Annotated in this window: 18 protein-coding genes, 1 tRNA gene and 1 pseudogene; 11 read left to right on the top strand and 9 right to left on the bottom strand. The window is 40.5% G+C overall.

All coding sequences use genetic code 11. The annotated features are described in order from the left end of the window. A complete protein-coding gene (locus tag P8O16_RS12230; protein ID WP_300315218.1) occupies positions 1–1,164 on the bottom strand; it encodes an AIR synthase related protein in 1,164 nt (387 codons plus the stop codon). Positions 1,165–1,279: 115 nt separating this feature from the next. On the opposite strand from P8O16_RS12230, the gene P8O16_RS12225 reads away from it, so the two are divergent. Further along, the gene (locus P8O16_RS12225; protein ID WP_300315215.1) at positions 1,280–1,474 is read left to right on the top strand and encodes a type II toxin-antitoxin system VapB family antitoxin; all 195 of its coding nucleotides are present in this window, start codon (positions 1,280–1,282) and stop codon (positions 1,472–1,474) included. Next, positions 1,471–1,863, top strand: a complete 393-nt coding sequence (locus tag P8O16_RS12220) for a PIN domain nuclease (protein ID WP_300315213.1) — start codon at positions 1,471–1,473, stop codon at positions 1,861–1,863. Before P8O16_RS12225 ends, P8O16_RS12220 begins: the two co-directional genes overlap by 4 nt. A 69-nt stretch (positions 1,864–1,932) precedes the next feature. Here P8O16_RS12220 and P8O16_RS12215 read toward each other — a convergent pair whose 3' ends face one another. The 4 genes from P8O16_RS12215 to P8O16_RS12200 all read right to left on the bottom strand — a co-directional run bounded on the left by P8O16_RS12215 (position 1,933) and on the right by P8O16_RS12200 (position 6,802). After that, positions 1,933–3,864 carry an OmpA family protein gene (locus P8O16_RS12215; RefSeq protein WP_300315211.1) on the bottom strand — a complete coding sequence of 644 codons (1,932 nt, stop codon included), beginning with the start codon at positions 3,862–3,864 and terminating at the stop codon, positions 1,933–1,935. 38 nt (positions 3,865–3,902) lie between these two features. Further along, positions 3,903–4,391, bottom strand: coding sequence for a hypothetical protein (locus P8O16_RS12210; protein WP_300315209.1), 489 nt, complete (start codon positions 4,389–4,391; stop codon positions 3,903–3,905). Positions 4,392–4,469: 78 nt separating this feature from the next. Then, positions 4,470–5,264: a (Fe-S)-binding protein gene (locus P8O16_RS12205; RefSeq protein ID WP_300315207.1), complete on the bottom strand. Its 795-nt coding sequence runs from the start codon at positions 5,262–5,264 to the stop codon at positions 4,470–4,472. A gap of 203 nt (positions 5,265–5,467) precedes the next feature. Beyond that, a complete protein-coding gene (locus P8O16_RS12200) occupies positions 5,468–6,802 on the bottom strand; it encodes a 4Fe-4S dicluster domain-containing protein (protein ID WP_300315205.1) in 1,335 nt (444 codons plus the stop codon). A gap of 102 nt (positions 6,803–6,904) precedes the next feature. Between P8O16_RS12200 and P8O16_RS12195 the strand changes: the two genes are divergently transcribed. From P8O16_RS12195 to P8O16_RS12175, 5 genes are all read left to right on the top strand, one after another. After that, a tRNA-Phe gene (locus P8O16_RS12195) sits at positions 6,905–6,980 on the top strand. 283 nt (positions 6,981–7,263) lie between these two features. Continuing rightward, entirely contained in the window at positions 7,264–7,755 is a 492-nt protein-coding gene (locus tag P8O16_RS12190) for an RNA polymerase sigma factor (protein ID WP_300315203.1), read from the top strand. Continuing rightward, positions 7,752–8,189, top strand: a complete 438-nt coding sequence (locus P8O16_RS12185; protein ID WP_300315201.1) for a hypothetical protein — start codon at positions 7,752–7,754, stop codon at positions 8,187–8,189. The genes P8O16_RS12190 and P8O16_RS12185 overlap by 4 nt, the downstream gene beginning before the upstream one ends. Next, positions 8,186–8,731, top strand: coding sequence for a DUF4252 domain-containing protein (locus tag P8O16_RS12180; protein ID WP_300315199.1), 546 nt, complete (start codon positions 8,186–8,188; stop codon positions 8,729–8,731). The genes P8O16_RS12185 and P8O16_RS12180 overlap by 4 nt, the downstream gene beginning before the upstream one ends. Positions 8,732–8,786: 55 nt before the next feature. Further along, a complete protein-coding gene (locus P8O16_RS12175; RefSeq protein WP_300315197.1) occupies positions 8,787–9,272 on the top strand; it encodes a DUF4252 domain-containing protein in 486 nt (161 codons plus the stop codon). Between the two features lie 51 nt (positions 9,273–9,323). Here P8O16_RS12175 and P8O16_RS12170 read toward each other — a convergent pair. After that, positions 9,324–9,449 (bottom strand): annotated as a pseudogene (locus P8O16_RS12170) (DUF427 domain-containing protein); the annotation flags it as partial. 243 nt (positions 9,450–9,692) lie between these two features. Between P8O16_RS12170 and P8O16_RS12165 the strand changes: the two are divergent. Continuing rightward, complete coding sequence (locus P8O16_RS12165) at positions 9,693–10,805, top strand: hypothetical protein (RefSeq protein WP_300315195.1); 1,113 nt, start codon at positions 9,693–9,695, stop codon at positions 10,803–10,805. Positions 10,806–10,823: 18 nt separating this feature from the next. Here P8O16_RS12165 and P8O16_RS12160 read toward each other — a convergent pair whose 3' ends face one another. Beyond that, the gene (locus P8O16_RS12160; protein ID WP_300315464.1) at positions 10,824–11,105 is read right to left on the bottom strand and encodes a DUF427 domain-containing protein; all 282 of its coding nucleotides are present in this window, start codon (positions 11,103–11,105) and stop codon (positions 10,824–10,826) included. A gap of 419 nt (positions 11,106–11,524) precedes the next feature. Between P8O16_RS12160 and P8O16_RS12155 the strand changes: the two genes are divergently transcribed. Beyond that, positions 11,525–12,097: a hypothetical protein gene (locus P8O16_RS12155; protein ID WP_300315193.1), complete on the top strand. Its 573-nt coding sequence runs from the start codon at positions 11,525–11,527 to the stop codon at positions 12,095–12,097. A gap of 132 nt (positions 12,098–12,229) precedes the next feature. Here P8O16_RS12155 and P8O16_RS12150 read toward each other — a convergent pair whose 3' ends face one another. Together P8O16_RS12150 and P8O16_RS12145 are read right to left on the bottom strand one after the other, a co-directional pair. Then, positions 12,230–13,975 (bottom strand): M14 family metallopeptidase, encoded by a 1,746-nt coding sequence (locus P8O16_RS12150; protein ID WP_300315190.1) that lies wholly within the window; start codon positions 13,973–13,975, stop codon positions 12,230–12,232. Between the two features lie 6 nt (positions 13,976–13,981). Next, positions 13,982–15,592 (bottom strand): M14 family metallopeptidase, encoded by a 1,611-nt coding sequence (locus tag P8O16_RS12145; protein ID WP_300315188.1) that lies wholly within the window; start codon positions 15,590–15,592, stop codon positions 13,982–13,984. A 200-nt stretch (positions 15,593–15,792) separates the two neighbouring features. On the opposite strand from P8O16_RS12145, the gene P8O16_RS12140 reads away from it, so the two are divergent. After that, positions 15,793–16,623 (top strand): universal stress protein, encoded by an 831-nt coding sequence (locus tag P8O16_RS12140; protein WP_300315185.1) that lies wholly within the window; start codon positions 15,793–15,795, stop codon positions 16,621–16,623. A gap of 6 nt (positions 16,624–16,629) precedes the next feature. Beyond that, on the top strand, positions 16,630–17,865 hold the full coding sequence (locus P8O16_RS12135) for a cation:proton antiporter (RefSeq protein WP_300315183.1): 1,236 nt from the start codon (positions 16,630–16,632) through the stop codon (positions 17,863–17,865). Positions 17,866–18,021: the final 156 nt, after the last annotated feature.

Raw genomic sequence — 18,021 nt, 5'->3', positions numbered from 1 at the left:
TTAGTATTCAAATTTACCGTATTCGCTCTGAATGGTTACTTTTTTACCTGTATGCGGCTCTACTCGACCAATGATTTGAGCTTCCACTCCGTGAGATTCAGCGATGTCAATGATTTCTTCAGCATAGCGCTCATCCAGATAAATCTCCATCCGGTGACCCATATTGAAGACTTTATACATTTCTTTCCAGTCGGTTTTGCTTTCTTCTTGAATGATTTTGAAAAGAGGAGGAGTCTCGAATAGATTGTCCTTGATCACATGAACGTTATCTACAAAGTGAAGCACTTTGGTTTGTGCGCCACCTGAGCAATGAACCAATCCATGTACGTGTCCTCGCATGTAGTTTAATACATCCACCATGATAGGTGCATAGGTTCGAGTAGGCGAGAGAACTAATTTCCCCATATCTACCGGGGCGCCTGGAGCTGGGTCGGTTAGATTATATTTCCCAGAATAGACTAGACTTTCTGGAACTGCCGGATCAAAAGATTCAGGGTATTTTGTCTTCAAAACTTTGTTGAATACATCATGACGGGCAGAGGTGAGTCCGTTTGAGCCCATTCCTCCGTTGTATTGAGTTTCGTAGTTAGCCTGACCAAAAGAAGACAACCCGACGATCACATCACCACCTTGAATTTTGTCGTTTGAGATGACTTCATCTCTTCGCATTCGGCAGGTAACCGTGCTGTCAACGATGATCGTCCGTACTAAATCGCCTACATCGGCAGTTTCTCCACCTGTAAGCACTGCATTTACTCCTTTATCACGAAGCATCTGAAGGACTTCTTCTGTGCCTTCTATGATCGCTGAGATAACTTCACCCGGGATCAAATTTTTATTTCTCCCGATGGTAGAGGAGACTAAAATATTATTGATCGCACCAACGCAAAGTAAGTCGTCGGTATTCATGATGATCGCATCCTGTGCTATTCCTTTCCAGACACTCAGGTCACCGGTTTCTTTCCAGTACAAGTACGCAAGTGAAGACTTGGTCCCTGCTCCATCTGCATGCATGATATTGCAATAGTCCGGATCATTGCCAAGGGTGTCTTCTACGATCTTGCAAAAAGCTTTTGGAAAAAGACCTTTATCCAGCTTGGAAATGGCCTGATGTACATCTTCTTTGGAAGCGGAGACGCCGCGCTGCATGTATCGCTCATTCATAGTATACAAAGTTAAGTATTCCAAGGGAAATCGGGCCTTGACTGGGGAAAAGTTGAATTATAGCAAATGAAACTTTTTTTGACTAAATGTGTATATTTGATAAAATGATACACATATGAGAACCAACATAGAAATTGATGACAAATTAATGGAAGAGGCTATGAAGGCCTTAGGCTTTAATACAAAAAAGGCGACCGTAGAAGAAGGGCTCCGTCTAATTGTTAGGTTGAAAAAACAAGAACGAATTAAAGAATACAGGGGGAAGTTAAAATGGGAAGGTGATCTTGATAAAATGCGCTCTGATTTATGATAATGGTTGACTCTTCTGTTTGGATAGATTATTTCAATGGAAAAGCGACACTTCAATCTGATTTTTTGAATCGAATCTTGGGAATCGAAGACGTTTGTATTGGAGATCTAATTATGACTGAAGTACTACAAGGGTTTACTTTTGACCAAGATGTAAAAGTGGCTTATGAGTTGTTTAATGATCTACTCATTTTTGATTTGGTGGGAAAAGAAATTGCCTATGAATCAGCAAAAAGCTATAGAGAATTAAGGAAGAAAGGAGTGACAGTTCGAAAAACTATGGACATGATTATTGGTACTTTTTGCATTAAAAAAAACATTAGGCTCCTTCACTCAGATAAGGACTTTGACCCAATGGTTACGTATTTGAATCTAAAGTCTGTCTTCTAAAATCAAAAGCGGTTGATCTATTTCTTCAGACCAACCGCTTTCAAAAAATCATAAATCTAAAATCCAGATCTATTCTTTAATCTCTATCACCTTAAACTCCGTTCTTCGGTTGACTTGATGCTCCTCTTCGGTTTGTGCATTTTGGATGATCAGCTGACGCTTACCATAGCCTTTTGCAATCATTCGTTCTGGTGCAATTCCTTGAGAAACTAAGTAATCCACTGCTGATTGTGCTCTTCGTTGGGTCAAATCATCGTTATAGGCATCAGTTGCACGGGCATCCGCATGTGAACTTAACTCAATGCGAATCGATGGATTGTCTTTTAAGATTTGAACCAACTTATCTAATTCTAAAGCTGCATCCGGCCGAATATCAGCCTTATTCAAATCATAATAGATATTTTCCAATACAATGGATCGATCCAGAATTAATTGATCCAATACAATAGTCGTATCCAACGTGATATTGGTTACCTCTTGGATCAAAGTAGCCGGATCTGGAGTTTTCCCTTTAGTCGTATAAGGAACAGACTTAGAGAAATACCCAGTTTTGGAAGCGATAATAGTAAAATCTGCATTCGGACTCAGCGTAAACCTCACCCTTCCATTGGTATTGGAGAAATCACCGCCAGCTTGCTTATTGTTTCCATCATAAAGGACTACACGAGCTTGATTCAAGATTTTATCTGGTTCTCCTGCTACACGCTCTTTGGTGATCACATTGAGCAATACATTGATGATTTTCGGCTTTGGTGTCTTGTCCTCAAAGAAGTAAATGTCATCATCGCCAACACCACCATCACGGTTGGAGGAGATGTATCCAGCTTTCGGATATTCGGTGAAAAAAATCCCGAAATCATCATTGTTACTGTTGAAATTCTCACCAAGGTTAATCACTACTTGCTTTCCGGATTCATCTTTTTCTGCTACGAAAAGATCTAATTTCCCATAACCTGGATGTCCGTCGGATGAAAAGAAGAATTTCCCATCAGGAGCCATTCGTGGGAAAAGCTCATTTCCCGGAGTGTTTATTGTTGGACCAAGATTGACTGCATTTCCGAAATCCCCATTGGCAAGTTTGGTTGCTTTGTAAAGATCTATTCCTCCAAATCCTCCTGGGCGGTTCGAAGCAAAATACAATTCTGATCCGTCTGGGCTAAAAGCTGGGGTTGAATTCCACCAAAATTCATCTTCATTTACAGGCATCCAGATTGGCTGGGTGAATCCCCCGCCACGGAAGTAGGAAGCAAATAATGCCGTTTCCGGTAAGTCTTTTGGTGATGTAGAGTTTCCTCGCGCATAGATAATGGTATTTCCATCTGGACTTATTGCGATTGCAGCTTGGTTTAGCCCTTCTTCATTATTGAATTCCGGAAGTGCCTGAACTGCGCTGACATCTACCTTAAGGCCATCAGCTCTGGCTCGAAATAATTTATGGTAGGGAGAACCATCAGCTGGATATAAGCCGGAAGCTTGGCGACCAGATGTGAAATAGATAAAGTCCTCAGAAATCACTGGCGCATAGTCTGCTCCAGCAGTATTCAGCTCTTTGTAATTAACCAACTCATGCATTGGCCAATAATTTTCAATTCCTCCCGCTAGTTTGATTGCTTCAAGCTGACGCTGGGTTTCTGCTAAAAATCGATCTTCTTGAGTATAGCCTTTTGCAGCTTCGAATGCCACTTTGGCCTCTTCGTTTTTTCCTTGGGCCTTGAGACTTAAGCCAAGCCTGTAATAGCTTTCAAAGCTAGGATCAGTTTCAGTTAGTTTTTGATAATAAGGGCCTGCTTCCTCAATACGGTTTGATAATCGGTAGCTTTCTGCAATGATTTGATTTGCCTCTTGGTTGCTAGAGTCATTGGCCAAAATCTGAGAAAATGAATTGATTGCAAATTGGTATTGACCTGATAAATATTGCTCATTCCCCTTTTCTTGAAGGCTTTTACACGAACTTACTCCGGCTAGGAGAATGAGACTGATCCATAAAAAATGGTTTTTCATCTGAAGCGCTATGATTGATCTATACTGAATATTACTAATTAATTTGGAAAGTATTTGTTTAACCAACTTTCATTCGCTGAAATCCATACTTTTTCCAAGTCTTTTTTGATTTTCACAAGTGGGTTGAGCACTAGCGTGTCTTTGTCGATTTCCCCAGATAAAACTTTGGACTTAATTCCCAAAGCTGGATAAACTGAGATCTGACCTTTGCCCTTCTTAAAGCTTACTTTGCCTTGATCTGTCAAGTTGATTTCCAGTTGTTTTTCCAGCTCGCGCAGAGTTCTTACTGAGCTATCAATCGAACATCCACTTGCACCAAGGCTACTTTCATCTACTCCCAATACGATAAATTGGCCTTCCAATAGTTGAAAGGAAGTAGGCATTAAATTTCCATGTGTATTCCATCCTTCGCAAAACCGCTGAAGTGTGGAATCAATCAGTTCAATTTCTTTCGAAGAAAAAGCTCTTTCAGACTGATAAACCCATATTCTGGAATGTGCTGCTAAACTGTCAAATGATACGTACATGGACTTATTAATTTTAGGCAAAGAAAAACCCTTTCTACCTAACGGCAAAAAGGGTCAAATTGATTCAAAGCTTTTTGATCAAATTCCCATGTCTTTGGCAATCATTTCTGCTAGATCGTAGACTTTTACATCTGCTTCTCGCTCTTTGTTCTTGACACCATCCGTCATCATCGTCAGACAAAAGGGGCAACCCACAGCAATTGTACTTGCTCCAGTGGCTAATGCTTCTTCAGTTCGCTCGATATTAATGTCCTTCTTTCCTGGCTCTGGTTCTTTAAACATTTGGGCTCCACCAGCCCCACAACAAAGGCCTTTGGTCTTGCAACGCTTCATTTCCACCAATTCTATATCAAGCGCTTTGATCACTTCACGAGGAGCTTCATAGACATTATTTGCTCTGCCGAGGTAGCAAGAATCGTGGAAGGTAATCTTCTTACCCTTGAATTCTCCGCCGCCTTTTAGCGTTACTTTTCCTTCATTGATCAGCTGCTGTAGGAATTGGGAATGATGGATTACCTCATAATTTCCTCCCAATGCTGGATATTCGTTTTTAATGGTATTGAAGCAATGCGGACAGGCCGTGACTACTTTCTTTACCTCGTAGCCATTCATCACTTGGATATTTGCTACGGCTTGCATCTGGAAAAGAAATTCATTTCCGGCTCTTCTAGCAGGATCCCCTGTACAAGCTTCCTCTGGGCCAAGCACAGCAAAACTGACCCCTACTTTATTTAATATTTTCACAAAAGCCTGCGTTACGGCTTTGTATCGCTCATCGAAAGAACCCGCACAGCCTACCCAAAACAGAACTTCGGGAGTTTCTCCTTTGCCGGCCATTTCGGCCATGGTTGGTACTTTATAATTTTCTGACATAGTTAATTTACGATATGGGAATTATGATTTACAAGATCTTTTTGATGCTTGAAAACCACATAAACCTCAATTATTTTTTCTGCTATTGAACTTTACTTTTTACTCTAAATTTGCCTTAACTGCCAACTGCCAACTGCCAACTGCCAACTGCCAACTGCCAACTGCCAACTGCCAACTGCCAACTGCCAACTGCCAACTGCCAACTATTTAACCTCCTCTTCCTTCACCTTCTCAGCCCAATTGAATCGATCCGACGGGCTAAATTTCCAAGGAGAAAAGCTGGTTTCCATATTCTGGAACATCGCATTCCATTGCGCTGGAGTACCGGATTCCTCCATGGCCACATAGCGACGCATTTGAAGAATAATTGAAAGTGGATCAATATTGACAGGGCAGGCTTCCACGCAAGCGTTGCAACTGGTGCAAGCATTTAATTCCTCTTTGGTGATGTAATCTCCCAAAAGTGATTTACCATCCTCAAAGCCAGGTCCGCCAGCATCAATACTTTTGCCTACTTCCTCTGCACGATCCCGTACATCCATCATGATTTTTCTAGGAGAAAGCTTTTTTCCGGTCAGATTTGCCGGACATTCAGAAGTACATCTTCCACACTCAGTGCAGGAATATGCATTCATGATATTGATCCAAGAAAGGTCGTTGATATCTTTTGCCCCAAACCTTCCAATCTCAGCAGGTGGGTAACTTGCCGCTTCTGTTGGAATCCCAAGCATCATGTTGACCTCATTTGTGACTTCTGGCATATTTACCATTTCACCTTTAGGTTTCAGATTGGAATACCAGGTATTTGGGAAAGCCAAGAAAATATGCAAGTGCTTGGAATAAGTGACATAAACAGCGAAAGCTAAAATTCCAACGATGTGAAACCACCAAGCAAATCGCTCAATGAAGTGTAAGGCTTCTATTGACATGCCTTCAAATAATGGCCGAATCAAACCACTAAAGAAAAGTGGACCCAAGGCTAAATAATGATCAGCACCTCGCTCTGCTAAAATCTGGTCTGTCGCATTCATGGTCAAAACTGCAATCATCAAGATAATCTCTATCACCAAAATAAGTGTGGCATCAAGGGCTGGCCAGCCTTTCATTTCCGGTTTTTGGAATCGCTCCACTTTGGTGACATAGCGTCTGGTAAGAAAAACTACACAGGAAAACAGAACTGCCACTGCTAAGAACTCAAACATGTTCATAGCTGCTGTGTAAACGCCACCTAAAAAAGGAGCAAATAATCGATGAGTCCCTAATATTCCATCCAGAATAAATTCCAGAACTTCGAGATTGATTACCACAAAGCCTACATAAATCAATAAGTGAAGCAGTGCAGGAATAATGCGCTTAAACATTTTTTGCTGACCAAAAGCGACCAAGGCCATGGTTTTCCAGCGATCTTCAGAGTGATCATTTCGGGTCTCGGCTTTTCCCAAAAAAATGTTTCTTCGGAGAAATTTGATCCTTTTGGTCAAAATATAGCCTGCAACGCCCAAAATAAGCACAAATGCAAGTTGTGGTAAAAAGCTCATATTGATAGATTTAGCGTGTTACTTGAGTTTTTATGAATATTTTTTTTTCAAATGATTTGGTACAACTGTCCAAATACCTACCTTTGCATCACTTTAAAAAACGGTGATATAGCTCAGTTGGTAGAGCATCGGACTGAAAATCCGTGAGTCGGTGGTTCGAGTCCACTTATCACCACCAGCCTCGACTTCGGTCGAGGCTTTTTTTATGCCCTTTTTTGAACTGTATTTTCTCATTTATCACTTGATTATTCTGGAGGCAAATTAATAAATAGTCGGCATGCATACTATTTTTCAAATTAATTTAAAATCAATCTATACTTTATAGTTTTGATTTTCATTAGATTAAAATTCAAATAAGAAACTCAAAATGATCTACTGAGTTTCTAAAAAAATATCATTCGCTCAAAATATTTTTTGTAACATCCTGTAACATTCCCAATTCTCATGCATTACCCTAGCAAATGAAGTCATTTTTTGAAGCACATATTTGGCCGCAGCGAGGCAGACTCTACCGTCTCGCTTTTAGCTGGGTAAAGGATCGAGCGCTGGCCGAAGATGTACTTCAGAATGTTTTCGAAAAATCATTTACCCGCGAAAAGGAACTAAGCAATCATGCAAATCTCTCAGGTTGGCTGGTGCTAAGTCTTAAAAACGAGGTCTTGTCTCACTTTCGACAAAATAAAAAAATAGAGTCCTTGGAAGAAGTGAAACACCTAACGGATGAAGAATCACAACTTGAAGATCAAAGTGATTCGGTTCGAAAAGTGATGTTGCTTTTGAAGGAATTACCGGAAAAACAACAGGATATCTTTCAATTGCGAGAAGTGGAGGGACTGGATTATGAAGAGATAGCAGCTCATCTGGAGATTTCACTGGATCAAGTGAAAGTGAATCTACATCGAGCCAGAAAACGAATCCGGGAAATGATGATCAACCAACAACTAGCCAAATGAACGAACGAATAGAAGACCTGCTTGCCAAATACTACGATGCAGAAACCAGCCTTGCAGAAGAGCAGGAGTTGAAGGTTTTGCTTCGAGCTTCGGAAGGGTATACAAATGAAAAAATGCTCTTTGGAATTCTCGCCGATTTCAAAAAAGAGGAACCTTCTAAAATTAGCTTGCCTGAGGCAAAAGTGAGAAGACTGAATCCATCTTGGATGAGTTGGGCAGCTTCAGTTGCGATTTTGATCGGATCTGTTTGGGGATGGCAAGTTTATGAGCAAAAGCAGGCTGAGGAAGCTGCTTATGAGGAAGTAATGATGGCTTTTGCACTAATTCAGAACAATTTGTCTAAGGGACAAGATCAGATGCTACCGATGAGTAATCTAAAATATTTGAATACTACTGACCAGATTTTTGGTCATTCCAAAACTATAGAAAAATGAAAAAATTACTGATTGCTCCGTTTTTATTGATGGCTATCATTTTCCAGGCAAATGCCCAAGATGATGCGATCCAGAAGTTTTTCTCCAAGTATATGGATGATGACCGGTTCTCCAGAGTCTACATTTCTCCGAAAATGATGCAAATGGCTGGAGGATTTCTGAAAAGTAATGCCGGTACGGACAAAGACGCGGAGGAACTAGGCACTCTGATCTCCAAAGTAAAAGGAATTCGTATCCTTTCTTCAGAAGAAGTCGATGGTATGGCTTTTTATAAAGAAGCGATGGGAACACTTTCTAAAAATAAGTACGAGGATCTGATGATCGTCGAAGACAAAGGAAGTAGTTTGAAATTTATGGTTCGGGAGGAAGGTGGTCTGGTTAAGGAACTGATGATGATCTCCGGAGATAAAGGTGATTTCACATTGCTCTCAATGCTGGGAAGCTTCACTTATGCAGATCTAAATATGCTTGCCGAAAAAACCAACATTCCTGGCATGGATCAATATGGCAAAGGAAGTAAGGGCCCAAAAGGGGCAAAATAAAATAAATAAGACAAGAGAAATTTTAAACTAATAAAAAAAACTAAACCAACTAATTATGAAAAAACTACTCTTAACCCTAGCACTAATCGGAGCAGTATTGACTGCCCAGGCTCAAAGCAAAAGTGTAAAAACGCTTTATGAAAAGTACAAAAGCAATGATGATTTCTTTCATCTGGAGCTGGGAGGGAACTTTATGAATTTTGCCGAAGGCTTTAAAATTGATCTCAATGAAGATGATATGGCTACAGTGGCCAAATCAATCGAGAAACTAAATTTCTTTACCCTTCCTGATAATGCCGACCAGAATAGAGCGGAATTTAAAGCTTTGCAAAAGGGTCTGGAAAAAGAGCGATACGATCTACTGATGGAAACTTCAGAGGCAAAAAGCGGTATCGTAGTTTATTCCAAAGGAAATTCAAAAATCTCTGACCTTGTGGTGGTTGTTAGTGGCGACGAGGGAGATTTGATGGTATTTGAGATGAAAGGATCATTTGATCAGGAGACGGTCGCCAAAGCGACTAGCTACAAAGGGAAAAAATAGAGTCCGAAAAAATTTAATAAAAATGCCAGCAAATGATTGCTGGCATCTTTTTTAGTTCTCTACTTTTACACCTTTCCAGAAGGCGACATAACCTTGAATTTCTTTGGCAGCAGGTTTGGTTTCCGGATAGTACCAAGCGGCATCTTTATTGGATTCGCCAGCTACTTCCACAGTATAATAGGAGGCTCTTCTCTCGAATTAAATTGTTTAATTCGATGTACACCAGGTCAACCTAACGGAACAAGCGTAAATGATTGCACCAGAAACACAATGAATTTTTATTGTACTGAGGATCAAAACCCTGAAGCTACTTGCAATTGTACAGCTGGAAGTATAGGATAAAATTAGAATCATCACAAAAACAGGTTCAATGGATAAAGGTGTATTTATTTGCACCTTTATTTTTTATGTTTCAGAAATATGGAAAAATTTATCTGCACAGCATTTTCGCTACTATTGTTTTTATCGTCCACCAAGGCTCAAGTTAGCCTTAAAAAAGTATCTGAATTTAAAATTGACAGCTTCTATGAGGTTGGGATTCTGGATTACTACGAAAAAGATCAAGTTTATTTAGGATATACCAAAAGTAAAGATGCTGGTGTAGAAATAAGTTTATTTAATTCGAAGGGGACCAAGATCATTTCTGAAAATCTGTATGGGGAAGGTCCCAATGAGCATGTTTCTCTTTTAAGTGGTCTTGCCTTTTCCAAGGATGGAAATATTTGGGGGAAAACCGACATTGAAATTTTGCTTTATGACCGAAATTTGAAATTGATTAAAAAGACTAGATTTCTTCCGTTATCTACCTCAACAATTTATTTTCCGAAGAAACTGGCTATGCTAAAAAATGCCTCGGGTGAGAATATTGTTATCACAACTATCTCTAATGTCTTTTCTTTTGTTTTTGCCAAGGATTTTGGAAGTCTCAATTTTATCGAAGGAATTAATTTGGAATCCGAAAAATCCCTTGGACTTATTTCAGCTCGTTCTCTTCCAATTTTTTCAAAAACGGATATCAACATGAAAAATATGGTTGCTGCGATCTACACACTAAGTCCGGATGGACGCAGTTTTTATTTAACTTCTAGTTTTAATGATCAAATCACAGTTTTTGATTCTCAAAACTTAGTGAAAAAGGGTCAATTTGATATCGAGCACGAGTCATTTGATGCATTAGGTAAATCAAAATTATCGATTTCCAATTTGCAAAGATTAAATAACATTATTTTATCAGGAAGGAATTATGCCCTTCATGCTTGGGATAATGGCTTTATGGCAGTTGAATATCTTCAAGATATATCTAGTAGTTCTTTAGAAAAAAAACTAACAGAAGACAAATACTATAGCGTTTCAAAGGACCCAGCTTATCATAGGCTGATTTTATTCAAAGATGGTAAGCAGATTTCGGGTGATATTCCGATTCCCTATGGCGAGATTCAAATGGCACTTCCGGGCAACCGACTTTTAATCCGACTGATCAATCCGGATGAGGAAGAAGATTTTATGCGATTCGGGATTTTTGAATTAAAATAATTTTACTCTTTATTTAAATTACTCCAAGACCTTCACCCTTTTCCAAAAGGAAATATATCCTTCGATTTCTTTGGCTGCCGGAGAAGGATCGGGATAAAACCAAGCAGCATCTTTGTCGGTCTCTCCGTCCACTTCGATGGTATAGTAAGGAGCCCTTCCCTTCCAAGGACAGGTAGTCTGAGTAGGAGAGAATTTGAGGTATTCCATCCGGACAGCATCCGGCGGGAAGTAATGGTTCCCCTCAATGACCAAAGTTTGGTCTGATTCTGCGATGATTTGATTGTTCCAAATTGCTTTTATTTTGATTTTTTATTTATAAAACACCATAGAATTAATTCTTGTTAAAAAAAAGTTTTACGAAATTTTATGGATGAATCAAGCGATATATTTTTTATTTAAGCAAATAATATTTTACAAATTCAATTTTTACAGAATAAATACAGGAATGAATGTGTTTTTTCAAAATCCCGACTACTTCGCTATCGATTGCGGGAAAATAATATTGAATTCGCAATAAATAGCGTAAAATGTTAAGTAATCAGTAATTAAAATAATGTTTTGTTGAAACATTTGCAAAATTAAAACTGTTAGGTACCTTTGTAATGTAATCTTATCACAACCGCATACCCGGTTGACTGAAGTAGCCCAAAATTCCCTCTGCAGATGAACCCATCTGCCGGTTACAAAAATTAAGAACCTATTTAAACCAACTAGTAAACATGAAAAATCTATTCACCATGCTTTTTGTTGCAGGGATTGCAACAGGAGCTTTCGCAGCAGGAACAAAAGCTGACGAAACAGTACAAATCACAAAGCCAGAAGCTGCTAAAGTAGCAGTAGCATTTACAGAAGCTCCTAAAGGAACTGTAATTGTGAAGATTTCCGATTCTCAGGATCGATTGATTATGAGAGATCGAATCAATCAAACTGAGGCTTTTGCAAAAAAGTATGACTTGACAGATCTTCCAAAAGGAACCTACTCAATTCAAGTTTTAGATCAGTCTGGTGTGATTTCTTCTGCTTCTGTAGAAAATTTTATAGAAGTTAAGCCTGAAGTTTTTTCACGGGTATCTAAAATAGAAGGTAATTCTTACCGTTTGTTGGTAAGTAACCTTGATTCAAAGGAAGTAGAAGTAATGATCTACGATGGAGACAAAATGATCCATTCAGAGATGATCGACAATCCTCAAGGACTGCATAAAATTTACAAAATCGAGCAAGCTGGAAAAGATGGAATCAGTTTCAAAGTGAAGACTGCTTCAGGATTTGAAAGCTTTGTTTCAACTCTTTAAATTAAACCAACTCAATTACCAAGCCCTGCTGGAGCGATCTGGCAGGGTTTTTTATTTGAAGTTTATCACCCTTTTGGACAAAAAAAATCCCCGATTTAATCAAAAACCGGGGATTTAATACGTTAAGAATTTTTACTTCTTCCAGCTGGCTTTTCCGCCTTTGGCAGAGTCCACTGTGATGGAATAATTTGATCCTGAAGATACAATCCACTTCACTTTTACCGCACTCATTCCCGGTACATTTTCGACAGCAATTCGCTCCGGAGACATTTTTTGTTCGGCGAACTTATTGAAGTCTTCATCTTCTACGACGAATCCAGCTACCACTTTAGCTCCTGAAATCGTCACATAATCCGGTCGCTCGATTTTGTATTTCAAATCCTGGCTGGCGTGAGTTGGCATCAATCGCTCATTAAAGATCGTCGCAGTGATAGCTTTCAATCCGCCTCCAAGCTCTTCTTCCTTCACATCCATGATGCTCAGCTTCGGAGTGTGATATGCATGGTAAATCGTAAATGCAGCATTTCGATGCGCATCTTGCTCTAGCAAGAATCCTGGATGTGCGCGTCCAAAGGTCTTTTTGAATCCACCAATCTCGACAGTACCAAACTGAGGATGCTCATATTCATGCCAGTTCACAAAAGCATCGCCCATAGTCAGGTATTTATCCACATCGAAGTTTTCATCTTGATTTCCTCTTCCGGCAGATTGCTTATGGAAATAGAGGTAAGAAGTCATCAATTCATTGGAATAAGTGAAGATTCCACGATTGCCATAGAACCAATCCAGTTCACCGCCGAAAACAGAATACAAATCCTTGTAAACCACGATATATCTATATCCAGGAAGTAATTCTTCTCCTTTTTTCCCGATGACATCGTAGATGCGAATATCTTCTCGATTGTAGGTGTTGACATCTTCTTCAGCGCCTGGACCTCGAAGGATCATTCCGCCACTATTGTGAAAGCTTTGCGCGCCAGCAATATTTGGATGTTTCATCACAAACTCCATCACGGATCTGTTTTCAGGAAGTGTAAATGGGTACCTGAGTGCTCCTCGTTGAATGTAATCTGGCTGCCAATTCCATCCCCAATCCCGGTTTGGATCGTAATAGCCCACCCCGTCATCATTTACCCGACCATCGCCATCACCGTCAGTTCCTTCTTGACCAAGCATTTCATATTCCCCAACTTTATCTGCTTCGACCATAATCAATTTTCTTGGATCCTGCGGATCTTTGATAAATCTGCCCGTTGGTGATTTTCTGATCATCATCGTGATATGTCCATCGCCGTCGAGGTCATCCATTCCATCTTCTCCAGCCATTCCATCTCCATCATTATCGAGCACCATCATACCTGACCGTGGAGAGTTTGCGGTATTTGGTTCTAAGAAAAAGTCATTTCGAGCATCTGGATTGATTGTAGGGGTGATGTAGAAGGTCTTATCCCGAAGTAGTTCTTGAATAAATTCATTATCTCCTTGCATTTCGGTCAGATACCAAGCTGCATATAGGGAGAATTCCCCGCCTTGAATCTCGTTGGAGTGAATATTTCCATCGATCCACATGGCTGGTTTTTCTTCTGATTTGCCAACCGAAAAATCGGTAATAGTCAAGGTCATAATGTCTCTACCTAGATAGGATTTTCCGATTGATTCAATCTTTGCCAATCCCGGATGAGCGGCTGCAATTTTCTTCATTGCATCCACCAAACCTTCGTAAGTATAGTATTTATTGAAAGTCAATTCCACTTTTGGTTTGTGGGGAGTTCCCACAGCCCGAAAGAATTTCTCTTGCGCTTTTGCTGGGTTAACTGCTATCCAAAGGGTAGCAAAAGCCAGCATAACGATCATTTTTAAGGTATTTATCTTTTTCATGATGGCTTAGAGTTTAAAGTTTGCATTTATAAAACCGACATGTGGCGCACCGGCTTTCACTGGTACAGCTCCAGATCCTTTAACGATCCAGCTCAGTGATACTTTTTGATAGGCATCGATTACATCTATCAGTTGAATTTTATCACCTGAAATGATTCGATCCTGAGGTACATCGAGATCTACCCTGACTTTGCGAAGCCATCTGGAGCGCTCACCCATATCTGAATGTGTAGGAAGCGGAGAGTTATTGAAAAGATCAGCAGAGATTCTGGTCAGACCATTTCCTAAGCTTTCAATCTTGATGTTAAGCATTTCCAGTTTTGGTTGCATCGCGGCAAGTTTCAAGATGAAATCAGTATGCTCGTCTGCAATTTTCCCCACTTGCACATAAGGGGGATTTGCCATCAGAAAAGGTTTGATTCCTCCAACCTCAACTTTTTTTCCCGGGAAGTCAGGATGCTGGATTTCAGTCCAAGGCACGAAAACGTCATTCCAACCCAGAGAATCTGCCCAAGCCAAATAATTCGCTTCGGCATTTGATTTCCCTTTGCCATCAGCACCTTTGTATTCAGGCACCCAATAGCCTGGCGTACCGAAACTCAATCTTCCGAAGTGGAAATAGGCCCATTGGAAAAAGTCTCCGTCAGTTCCCTGATTGTTCTGCTGGAAGGCTTTCTGAGAAACTGTCTCGTTGTAAATGCCAGAAATCATCGCATTTATCGTCTGGTCTTTCTCTAGTATGGAAGTTACTACTCGTTTGCGAGCATCTCCAGCATTGTATTTTAGTGGAGTACTAAGGTTATTAGCTGGTGAAAAAGTGACAAAAGCGAAAATATTCCACTGCTCAAAAAGGTAATCAAGCATCGCACGAGATTCCAGCTGTGATACTGGAATGTCTCCGGCCAATGGTTGGAAAACCGGGAATTTGTAGGTCATTGATTTATTGAAAGCGATTCCCTCTTTCAGATCCTCAGCGAAATTGCCGTCTTTATCATCATCTCGACTTTCTTTATACACCAAGTATTTTCCTGCTTCACCTTTGGATCGATCAGCTTTTTCGAGAACGCGATCATCTTGCTTTGATACCACGTAATCACCCATAGGATCTTCAACACGCATCCAAGTGATCATACCATCTCCATTCAAATCTGAATAGCCATTCTCTCCTGCTTTTCCATCACGGTCATGATCGACGGAAATGGCATTACCTCTCCGCTCATATTTCAAGGCAGCGTGGTATTGCTCGTAAGCATCAGGCGACATATTGGGAAAAATGTAGAAAGTGGTAGTTTGCAATGCATCTGCATGCTCTGCGACTAGTTTTTCTGCAAATTGAACTGCGAGTTCGGTACTTAAGACATGGAATCCTTCAACTCCTCCGACGACTGCGATAGCGGGTTTTTGATCCAGATCACCAGTACCCACTTTGAGTACCCAGATGTCCTTTCCGCCAGCTGTTTTGATCAGAGAAGTGAGAGTGGCATTGCTGTTTTTTGCCACTTGCTGCATGCGCTGATTGACTTGACTCAGCGTAGGGTAATCATCGGACTGTGCGAATGCTGTTCCGAAAAATCCCAGACTGGAAATCAACAACCAGCTGAATATAGATTTTTTCATAAATGAGATAGGGTTATTTTTATTGGATTCTAAAAAGACCAGACATTAAATTTTGTCAAAAAATATTGAAAAATGGGTCTTCCTTTTTCCGAAAGTCAAATTAGGGCATAAATGGAACCTGTTCGGGATAAATGGATTCCATTGAGAATCTTGGAATGAAAAGGAAAATTCGCTTATTTAAAGTACTTAGTCTCCAATTTATGTTTCGAAAAATCGCCCTTGCTATTGCTTTTTCCCCACGAATGGAAGCCTTACTTGCTGAAGTGAAGCGGCTTTCCATCCTTTTCGAATCTGATTTGATTTTGATCCATGTCGGTGAAAAGTCAGAAGAGCAGGAGTCCAAGTTTCAGGAAATCTTGGATCGGCATGGTCTGGATCGAGATCGAACCAAACTAATCTGGAAACAGGGCAAGCCTGTGAAAATGATATTAGAAGCCTGTAAAGAGGAGGAAGTAAATCTTTTGGTGGCGGGAGCATTGAAAGAGGAAGGCTTACTGAAATACTACCTCGGATCGGTGGGAAGAAAAATCATCCGTAAATCGCCATGCTCTGTACTCACACTGATTGATCCAAAACCTGAGACTACGAGCTTTTCCAAGGTAGTGATCAATGGGACCCAACTTGAAATCACCCCTTTTGTGATCGCTCAGGGTGCTGTTTTTTCCAAAGCGGTCCAAGCAGATCAGGTTCATATTCTAAATGAAATCAAGATGTATGGCCTTCAAATGGGTACTGCAGGTGAGGATTCGGAAGAAGAAATAGCCAATACCCGAAGGCAATTGGTACAGGATGAAATGGACTATGTGGAAGAAATCCTAAAGGATATTGACGTCAGTACTCTAAAAATAAATATTAAAGTAACCGGTGGGAAATGGGCTGTGGAGTTGGGTAGATTTTGTGAGAAAATAGGTGCAGATCTTTTGGTAGTGGGAGATGATCGACGGCTGACATTTTTTGACCGCTTATTCCCGCATGATCTTGAGGACCTCTTGAGTACCTTGCCTTGTAATCTATTAATCGTTAAAAATTAGACCTCCATGGAAACATTAAACCATAAGGAGGTTATCAACCTTCTCCTTCAGCTTGCGACCATGTTGATCATGGCGCGAATCTTTGCCGAGATTGCCCGCAAACTAAGGCAGCCTGCCGTTGTCGGGGAGATTCTGGCGGGAATTATAATTGGTCCAACAATTTTAGGATCACTTTTTCCAGCTGCTCAGGATTATTTATTTGGGTCTCATGCCATGTCCAATATTGCACTGGATGGTTTTGTGCAAATATCTGTGGTGTTGTTACTCTTCATTGCAGGATTGGAGGTGGAGCTTCAAGTCGTATGGAATCAGGGCAAAAATGCGCTGAAAATTGCAGTGGCTTCGATGGCGCTACCCATTATTGCCGGTTTTGTGGTTGCCTATGCATTTCCTGAGTTTCTCGGTGTCAACATCAATGATCGAATTGTGGCTTCCACTTTTTTTGGACTAGCCATCTCTATCACTGCACTGGCAGTAGTAGCGAGGGTTTTGATGGATTTGAATCTATTCAAAACTCCAACGGGACTTCTCATCATTGCCGCTGCAATGATTGTGGATGTATTGGGATGGATAGTGTTTTCTGTGATTCTTTCGCTCTCCGAGTCTGGAAGTGGAGGATTGGGCGTTTGGCCTACTATAGGGCTGACCCTATTTTTCACATTTTTCATGCTGACTCTGGGCAAGGGATTGATCAACAAAACTCTCCCATGGATCAATAAGAAGCTCGCATGGCCGGGAGGATTACTTTCACTTTCCCTAGCAATCTGCTTTTTGGCAGCATCTTTTACCGAATTCATAGGGATCCATGCGATTTTTGGAGCATTCATAATCGGGGTTGCGCTTGGAGATTCTGAGTATCTAACTGAAAAAGCAAAGGAAATTCTCCATCAGTTTATCAATAATATCTTCGCACCGATCTTTTTTGTATCGATCGGACTCAAAGTGAATTTCATTGAAGCCTTTGATCCTGGAATTGTAGGGGTAGTGGTCATAGTGGGTCTCTTGACCAAATACTGGGGAGCCTATATCGGAGGACGATTTGCAAGTTTACCTCGAAAAAAAGCTATGGTAGTCGGGTTTGGATTAAGTACGCGTGGGAGTATGGATATCATACTTGGGTTAATCGCTTTGGAAAATGGGTTGATCACCGAGTCTCTCTTTATCGGATTGGTGATTTTGGCACTGATCTCTAGTATCAGTAGTGGGCCATTGATGGGCTGGGCAGAAAAGTTGAAAATCTAAGGAAAAGTCAGAAAGCTAAAATAAGAAGTCTGAAAAATGTACTTTGTACTTCCCTAAATAGCGTTGACCGTTTGGTTCAACATTTATTTAATTCCATCGGGCAATTATGAGCCAGAGGTTCTTCTCTTGGGTAAACTTCCAAGGGGCTCGATGCCT

Source organism: Algoriphagus sp., assembly GCF_029254265.1.
Lineage (GTDB): Bacteria > Bacteroidota > Bacteroidia > Cytophagales > Cyclobacteriaceae > Algoriphagus.
The sequence above is the reverse complement of the archived record's forward strand: the minus strand, read 5'-3'. Positions and strand labels throughout refer to the sequence as shown.

Bases quoted from the DNA above. Each gene is read 5' to 3' on its own strand.
- P8O16_RS12155 (WP_300315193.1), top strand. From the start codon at position 11,525: ATGAAAAATCTATTCACCATGCTTTTTGTTGCAGGGATTGCAACAGGA.
- P8O16_RS12140 (WP_300315185.1), top strand. From the start codon at position 15,793: ATGTTTCGAAAAATCGCCCTTGCTATTGCTTTTTCCCCACGAATGGAA.
- P8O16_RS12185 (WP_300315201.1), top strand. From the start codon at position 7,752: ATGAACGAACGAATAGAAGACCTGCTTGCCAAATACTACGATGCAGAA.
- P8O16_RS12205 (WP_300315207.1), bottom strand. From the start codon at position 5,264: ATGTCAGAAAATTATAAAGTACCAACCATGGCCGAAATGGCCGGCAAA.
- P8O16_RS12215 (WP_300315211.1), bottom strand. From the start codon at position 3,864: ATGAAAAACCATTTTTTATGGATCAGTCTCATTCTCCTAGCCGGAGTA.
- P8O16_RS12135 (WP_300315183.1), top strand. From the start codon at position 16,630: ATGGAAACATTAAACCATAAGGAGGTTATCAACCTTCTCCTTCAGCTT.
- P8O16_RS12190 (WP_300315203.1), top strand. From the start codon at position 7,264: ATGAAGTCATTTTTTGAAGCACATATTTGGCCGCAGCGAGGCAGACTC.
- P8O16_RS12200 (WP_300315205.1), bottom strand. From the start codon at position 6,802: ATGAGCTTTTTACCACAACTTGCATTTGTGCTTATTTTGGGCGTTGCA.
- P8O16_RS12230 (WP_300315218.1), bottom strand. From the start codon at position 1,164: ATGAATGAGCGATACATGCAGCGCGGCGTCTCCGCTTCCAAAGAAGAT.
- P8O16_RS12220 (WP_300315213.1), top strand. From the start codon at position 1,471: ATGATAATGGTTGACTCTTCTGTTTGGATAGATTATTTCAATGGAAAA.
- P8O16_RS12145 (WP_300315188.1), bottom strand. From the start codon at position 15,592: ATGAAAAAATCTATATTCAGCTGGTTGTTGATTTCCAGTCTGGGATTT.
- P8O16_RS12225 (WP_300315215.1), top strand. From the start codon at position 1,280: ATGAGAACCAACATAGAAATTGATGACAAATTAATGGAAGAGGCTATG.
- P8O16_RS12175 (WP_300315197.1), top strand. From the start codon at position 8,787: ATGAAAAAACTACTCTTAACCCTAGCACTAATCGGAGCAGTATTGACT.
- P8O16_RS12210 (WP_300315209.1), bottom strand. From the start codon at position 4,391: ATGTACGTATCATTTGACAGTTTAGCAGCACATTCCAGAATATGGGTT.
- P8O16_RS12165 (WP_300315195.1), top strand. From the start codon at position 9,693: ATGGAAAAATTTATCTGCACAGCATTTTCGCTACTATTGTTTTTATCG.
- P8O16_RS12180 (WP_300315199.1), top strand. From the start codon at position 8,186: ATGAAAAAATTACTGATTGCTCCGTTTTTATTGATGGCTATCATTTTC.
- P8O16_RS12150 (WP_300315190.1), bottom strand. From the start codon at position 13,975: ATGAAAAAGATAAATACCTTAAAAATGATCGTTATGCTGGCTTTTGCT.